The organism is Negativicoccus succinicivorans (assembly GCF_018373335.1).
GTDB classification, from domain to species: Bacteria; Bacillota; Negativicutes; order Veillonellales; family Negativicoccaceae; genus Negativicoccus; species Negativicoccus succinicivorans_A.
This window is the reverse complement of sequence record NZ_JAHAHH010000072.1, coordinates 1-6674: the sequence shown is the minus strand read 5'-3', so window position 1 is coordinate 6674 and position 6674 is coordinate 1. Positions and strand designations below refer to the sequence as shown.

Genomic DNA, 6674 nt, shown 5'->3' with positions numbered 1-6674 from the left:
CGACACCTGTACCCATGCCGAACACAGTAGTTAAGCTCGTAAACGCCGAAAGTACTTGGCTGGAAACGGCCCGGGAGCATAGGTAGCTGCTGATTACGCGAAGAGACCGTCGAATGACGGTCTCTTTTTTTATTTAATAGTTGTTTTTGGAATTTTCTTTGTTTCAATGATTTGGTATACTACAGAAGAAAAGGATGGAGGTTTTACCATGCGGTCTTTATACAAAACTTTATTGAATCCTGATTCCGCTTTGCACAAATGCATGAGCTACGGACTTACCTTTTTGCTTTTATTGGGAGCCGTATTTCTGACGCCGGGAAAAGATCATTTGCCGGAAGGGATAGGGACTTTATTAATCGTATACATCCTCTACTATACGTTGCTGACGAAACGTATTTTGGAGACGCTGATTTTTGCCACCATGTTGGGAGTGGCGTTAAATACAGGAATCGGTGTAGTAGACGGATTTAAAGAGCAGTTGTATAAGACCATGGCGGATGAAGATTTTTTGTGGATTGTTCTGATGTGCTGCTTTTTGAACGTATTTACAAAACTTCTTGGTAAAACCGGCGCATTGCATGCGTTTGCAAGATTGGTTAAACGTAAAGTAAAATCGGCGCGGCAATTAAATATGGCGACTTGGCTTATGCAATTTCCGCTATTTTTTGACGATTATATGACGGTTACGATCGGCGGTAGTATTATGGCGCCTATGTATGATGAATTGGACGCTCCGCGGGAAGACGGCGCATACTTGATCCATACTTTGGCGGAACCGTTGCGTGTACTGTTTCCGATTACTTCATGGGCGGCGTTTTTAGGCGGTGTGTTTGCTTCGGCGGGGCTTGCCGAAAACGGCAACGGCATGATGGCGTTTTTCCGCTCCATACCGTTCAGTTTCTATGCGATCGTTTCCATGATCGGCACATTTCTTTTTGCCGCCGGCTATTTACCGCGATTGGGCGGCTTGAAAACGCAACGGAAAGAATACTACGTGCCGATTGAAAATATGGAAGAGCAGGTTCCTGGTAAAAAAGAGGGCGGACTGCTGGACTTTTTCCTGCCGATTGTTTTCTTGATGGGCGTGGTTTGCTATTTTGAATTCGATACGGTGCCGGCGATGCTGGTGGTTTTACCGGTGACGATCGGTTACTACTTATTGCGCAACATTATTCAATCGGAAGATATTGAAGAATGTCTGATCGCCGGTTTTGCTGATTTTATGAGTTTGATCATTTTGTTCTGCGTGTCGTACATGCTCAATGACGTGTTGGTGAACCTGGGATATATCGATTACTTGGCAAATGTGGTGCAGACCTTCGTCAATCCTAATTTATTACCTTTCCTCGTGTTTGTCGTATTTTGTATCTCAGAATGCATCATGTCGCTTAATTGGGGGCTGATCTTAATTACGTTCCCGATTTTGATTCCGGTATCATTGACCGTCGGAGCCAATCCGTACCTGGTAGGGGCGGCGATTATTTCGGCCGGCGGTTTCGGTTGCAATATGTGTTACATTTGCGATTACACGATGTTGACTTCATCAGTATTCGGCTTAAAACCGGGTTATCACGCATCGACTTGCGTTGCTTACTCCGTTATCTTTGCGGCAATTTCCGCCGTGATGTATTTAATCGCGGGTTTTGTATTCTAGTTTTCCGGCAAAGGTGATGTTGGGCAAGATAGTAGTGTGTAGCAAATTTACAGTGATATGGTAAAGGAGGAAGTTCCATGCAAGAGATCAGAGAATGTATTTACAAGTTTACTCCCGATATGCAGCCGGTTGCGACAGCACAACCGGGGGAAGTGGTCAAATTTATTACCAAAGACTGCTACGACGGTCAGGTGCAAAAGCCGACGAATATTGCGGAAACGGTGGATTGGCAACATACGAATCCGGCGACCGGTCCGCTTTACATCGAAGGCGCGGAACCGGGCGACGCGCTGGCGGTTGATATTTTGGATGTCACGGTGGCCGACCAGGGCGCGGTATGTTCGATTCCCGAATGCGGTCCGTTTTGTGAAAAAAGCGAGTTGCGCACGCATATCATGCGCATTGAAAACGGCTTGGTGCATTGGGACGCCAATGATATGGTATGGCCGTTGGACACGATGGTCGGCGTGATCGGTGTCGCGACCGATGAAAAAGAAATCTCTACCGGTTTTGTGGGAAATCACGGCGGCAATATGGATAGCCGCATCATCCAAAAAGGCGTAACGGTTTGGTTCCCGGTACGTGTTAAAGGCGGCCTGCTGGCGATGGGTGATCTGCATGCCACGATGGCGGACGGTGAAGTCTGCGGCAACGGCATTGAAATCGCCGGTGAAGTGATCGTGCGTGTGCGTCTTTTGAAAAATTTCAAGCTGAATTGGGCGGTTACGGAAACCAAAGATGCGTACTTTGTCAATACCTGCGGACCGACGTGCGATGACGCGATTCGCGCGGGATATTTGGAATTGCATCGTCTGATCAGCAATGCGTACGGCCTGGACTACACGGATACCGCGATGTATATGTCCATTCAGGGATATCTCTGCGCCAACCAGGCTTGCCTTGTGGAAGAAGCCGGTGGTGACAGTTTCCGTGTCGGCACGCCGAAAGTGTTGAATAAAAAACCGTTGATCGGATAAAAAGGAAAAATTTATGTTGGGAAATGCAAAAAGAGACCGTCATGACGGCGGTCTCTTTTTTATTTTTGTATACATTTCGGTTATCATTGCATTCGTTAAAGTAAAAAGGTAAGATAAATGTAAAATAAAAGAAACGGAAGATGAATATGGTTAAAAAGAACGGTAAAGTATTAGGCGTGCTCGGTGGGATGGGGCCGGCGGCAGCGGCGGAATTTTTGCGTCTGCTTGCGGTATACGCGCCGGCGGAAACGGATCAAGAGCATCCGACGGTAATTATGCTCGGCGACACGGATTTGCCTGATCGCAGCGCGGCCATGCTCGGCAAAGGAGCAGATCCCGGCCCGCAAATGCGAGACGACTTTGAAAAGCTGATCACATGGGGCGCGGACGTGCTTTGCGCACCATGCAATTCGGCGCATTATTTCATTGAACAATTCGCCGGTGAACTCACAGCGCCTCTGATCAATATCATGGACGTGACGTTGGCGGAGGCGGCGAAGCTTTCGCCTAAAGGGGCTTGGCTTTTGGGAACACAGGGAACATTGCGCTCCGGTTTGTACCAGAAAAAAGCGGCGGAACGAGGCTTTGCGTTATACGATCCGTTGCCGCTTGCCGGTGAGTGGGCGGAGGAGTCGTTGCGCTACATCAAATCCGGCAATTTCACGCTGGCGGGCGAACGCTTGCGTCAGGCGGCGGAACTTTTGTGGCGTGAAAACGATGTGCCGCTCGTACTGGCCTGCACGGAGTTGCCGTTGGCGTACGGCGCGGCGCAACTTCCGGATCAGCGTGCGGTGTCGTCGTTGGCGGCGTTGGCACGGGCCTGCCTGCGGGAGTTGTACACGTGTGAATAAAGAGCCTGCGGGCTCTTTTTTGTTTTTGAAATGAGGTACGGTGACGACAGAAGTCATATTATTTATAATGAATAAAATTATTTTAGTCGTTCTAATCTGTTTATTATGGTATACTCTGATTATTACAGCTAAGGAGGGATGGGCATGGCGGAACCGAACGGTAACGTTGTTGGAACAGGGTATGATCAGACATTGAAAAGGGTGTTGACGCGTAAAGATTTAATTATTTACGGTATCGCGTTTATGACGCCGATCGCGCCGGCCTATATTTACGGCTATGCGACAGCGACGACGGGGGGCACTTTGGCGCTCGCGTACGTCATTGCGATGGTCGCGATGCTTTTTACCGCGATGAGCTACGGTAAGATGGCCAATGCGTTCCCGGTGGCCGGTTCGACGTACTCGTATACGGAAAAAGGGATTAATCCCTATCTCGGATTTTTTGCGGGCTGGGCGATGTTTTTGGACTATGTCTTGGTGCCGTTGATTGTTTTTATGGTCGGGGCGGCGTATGCGCACTCGACATTTCCTGCGATTCCGTACTATGTGTATGTGCTCGGCATCGCGTTGGTGACCACCGTCGTCAACTATTTCGGCGTGGATATCGCGGCGAAAACGAACATGCTCTTAGTCGGAGTCATGGGCGTCATTGTTTTTCTGTTTTGCGCCATGTGCGCATGGGCGCTGACAAACGGTGTCGGCGCGGGCACATTGATTTCGGCCGCACCGTTTCATCCGGAAAGCGCGCACTCGATTTCCGCGCTGGTAGCGGGCGCGGCGATTGCCTGCTTCTCGTTTCTGGGATTTGATTCGATTACGACGATGGCGGAAGAAGCGGTTCGTCCGGAGAAAGATATCGGTGTCGCGGCAATGGCGGCTTGCCTTCTCGGAGGCCTGATCTTTATCTTGCAGGCTTACCTGGCGCAGCTCGTCTGGCCGGATTACACGACCTTTGCCTCGCAGGACACGGCGCTTTTTGAAGTGGCGCAGCTCGCCGGCGGCGAATGGCTCGCCATTACCTATACGATTGCGGTCATTATCTCCACGATGACGGCGGGACTTGCCGGTCAGTCCAGCGCGGCCCGTCTTTTGTACGGCATGGGACGCGACGGTTTGCTGCCGAAAACTTTTTTCGCGCATTTGCATTCGAAGTACAAAACGCCGACGTACAATATTTTGATTATGGCGGCGATCGGCGTATTCGGCGCGATTTTCCTCGACATTCCGATTGTGACCGAACTTCTGAATTTCGGCGGTTTGTTCGGTTTTATGTGCGTCAATCTCGCGGTCATTGTGTACTACTTCTGGCGTAAAAAAGAACGGCAAATATTCCGTTACTTCCTCGCGCCGCTCATCGGTTTCGCCGTGTGCGCATATTTGTGGGCGAACCTTTCCACGACCTGTTTGATCGTCGGCGCGGTGTGGCTCTTCGTCGGCTTGATCTACCTGCTCGTTTCCACGCGCGGACTGCAACATAAACCGCCGGTCTTAAAAGAATAAATAAAAAACGGTAACTGCGTAGCGAATGGCAGTTACCGTTTTTTACCGATAAAATACTTTTACACTTCGTACGTATTTATACAGAACGCTTTTTATTACCGGTGACGGTCCGATAATGCAATGAGTTCACGTCAGCAAAGAGTGCGACGTGAACAGATACAAGGTACAAACAAAGAAGATATAAAGGGTACATGGAGCAAGTAAAAGAGTCGATTATGGTATAATATAGTCAAATGATTTCTTGTTTATAGAGCTGGAGGAGGCTATTATGAAAAGAATTTGGTGGATAGTCATTGCAGTCATCGCATTGGCGGGATTTTGGACGATCGGCCAGTACAACGGACTGGTTACTGCGAATGAACAGGTCAACGGTGCCTGGGCGCAAGTTGATACGCAGTTACAACGGCGCAACGATTTGATTCCGAACCTGGTCAATACGGTCAAAGGCTATGCGCAACACGAGCAGGCGGTCTTTGATAATGTATCGAATGCTCGCGCCAAGATGGCGGGCGCGCAGTCGGTCGCCGAAAAAGCGGAAGCCGATGCGCAACTGCAGAGCGCGTTGGGACGTTTGTTTATGGTCGTTGAAAATTATCCGAATTTGAAAGCGGACGCCAATTTCCGCGCGTTGCAGGACGAATTGGCCGGCACGGAAAACCGCATTGCCACATCGCGCCGTGATTACAACGGCACCGTACAGGCGTTCAATGCCCGGATTCGCCAATTCCCGACGAATATCGTGGCGGGATTGTTGGGCTTCAGCAGCCGTGACTATTTCCGCGCTTCGGAAAGCGCGCAAACTCCGCCGCAAGTTCAGTTTTAAGTAAGGACGTGCGGTGATGGAAAACACGCGCGTGCACACGACGGAAGTGCTGCGCAGGTGGGGGATATGGTTCGTTACCGTTTGCTGGCTGGTCATGGCGACGATTGTTCCCGCGGCAGCGGCTGCTGATGTAGCGACAGCGGAGCGTTCGCCGTTATGGCCGAAAGCGACGGATACTCTGCCGGCGGAGCAGGGGTTGGCGCCGAGTCAGCCTAATCATCAGCCGTCGCCGCGGCAGACCGGTCCCGCGCAGACAGGCGCCGCTACCGACAATGTCCCGACGGCGCCTGTAACAACGCCTTATCTGGCACTGCGTGGTGATATTTACGCGCAGGATTTCGCGGGCATTCTGTCGAGTGCGACGGTTCACAAAATTCGCTCCGTCGGGCGCGCTTTGGAAGATAAAACCGGCGCCCAAGTCGTGGTAGCGACCATGCCGAGCATTCCCGACGGGGATATGCAAGTGTATGCGACCGAATTGTTTCGACGCTGGGGGATCGGCAATCAAGCGAAGAATAATGGCATTTTACTCCTGGTTGTGCCGTCCGCTAAGCAGGTGCGCATTGAAGTCGGTTACGGCATGGAAGGCGCGCTCAATGACGCGAAAGCGGGCGAGATTTTAGATCGTTACTTTGTCCCCTTCGCAAAGCAAAATCAATTTGAGCGGGGCGTCTTGCAAACTTACGGCGCGTTGGTCGGCGTGACGATGCAGGAATACGGTATCACGGAGAAAGATTTAGGCACGCCGGGACGGGTCGAGAAACCGGAACGACAAAGCGGTTCCGTATGGCCGCTGGCGATACTGATCGTTTTTCTGATGCTGGACGGTATTTTTAATCGCGGCCGCCTGACACGCATCCTGCTGCTGA

Annotated in this window: 6 protein-coding genes and 1 rRNA gene; all 7 read left to right on the top strand. The window is 50.8% G+C overall.

Annotated features, from left to right (window positions below):
* A 5S ribosomal RNA gene (gene rrf / locus KH813_RS05675) occupies nt 1-95 on the top strand; the annotation flags it as partial.
* Nucleotides 96-208: 113 nt separating this feature from the next.
* The gene (locus KH813_RS05670) at nt 209-1654 is read left to right on the top strand and encodes a Na+/H+ antiporter NhaC family protein (protein ID WP_303994361.1); all 1446 of its coding nucleotides are present in this window, start codon (nt 209-211) and stop codon (nt 1652-1654) included.
* 77 nt (nt 1655-1731) lie between these two features.
* The gene (locus KH813_RS05665; RefSeq protein ID WP_303994359.1) at nt 1732-2631 is read left to right on the top strand and encodes an acetamidase/formamidase family protein; all 900 of its coding nucleotides are present in this window, start codon (nt 1732-1734) and stop codon (nt 2629-2631) included.
* A gap of 146 nt (nt 2632-2777) precedes the next feature.
* Nucleotides 2778-3482: an aspartate/glutamate racemase family protein gene (locus KH813_RS05660; RefSeq protein ID WP_303994357.1), complete on the top strand. Its 705-nt coding sequence runs from the start codon at nt 2778-2780 to the stop codon at nt 3480-3482.
* 144 nt (nt 3483-3626) lie between these two features.
* Nucleotides 3627-4982: an APC family permease gene (locus KH813_RS05655; RefSeq protein WP_303994355.1), complete on the top strand. Its 1356-nt coding sequence runs from the start codon at nt 3627-3629 to the stop codon at nt 4980-4982.
* Between the two features lie 268 nt (nt 4983-5250).
* Nucleotides 5251-5805 carry a LemA family protein gene (locus tag KH813_RS05650; protein WP_303994353.1) on the top strand — a complete coding sequence of 185 codons (555 nt, stop codon included), beginning with the start codon at nt 5251-5253 and terminating at the stop codon, nt 5803-5805.
* A gap of 16 nt (nt 5806-5821) precedes the next feature.
* Nucleotides 5822-6674, top strand: an 853-nt coding sequence (locus KH813_RS05645) for a YgcG family protein (protein WP_303994351.1), incomplete at its 3' end; no start/stop codon positions are given.